At 63.1% G+C, this 293-nt stretch carries 1 protein-coding gene; it reads right to left on the minus strand.

Annotated features, from left to right (window positions below; genetic code table 11):
* The coding region (locus HNH97_RS16735) for a hypothetical protein (protein WP_216657701.1) at nt 1-293 on the minus strand (293 nt) is incomplete at both ends.

Here is a 293-nt window from a genome sequence, read left to right on the forward strand (position 1 = left end):
GCCTGCGTCAGGATAATCCCGCCCACGCCATCAGACGTGACCAGAACCCCGCGCTGGCGCGACAGCTTTTCGATCGTGGACATCGCGGGTTCGGCCGGATCGACCGCGACCAGGGTAAATGGATCACCCGTATCCACGTCGGCCGATACCGCCAGCCCGAACGGGCCGGTAAGATTCCCGATGACATCCACCAGATGAATGGAGCGGTATTCGCCCGGTCCTGTCGGGTTGGCCGACGCATCAACCAGGTCTCCCGTTTTGTCACGGCCGGAAATGGTCGCGCGGATTTCCCC

The organism is Gluconacetobacter entanii, from assembly GCF_013155425.1.
Taxonomy (GTDB): Bacteria; Pseudomonadota; Alphaproteobacteria; order Acetobacterales; family Acetobacteraceae; genus Novacetimonas; species Novacetimonas entanii.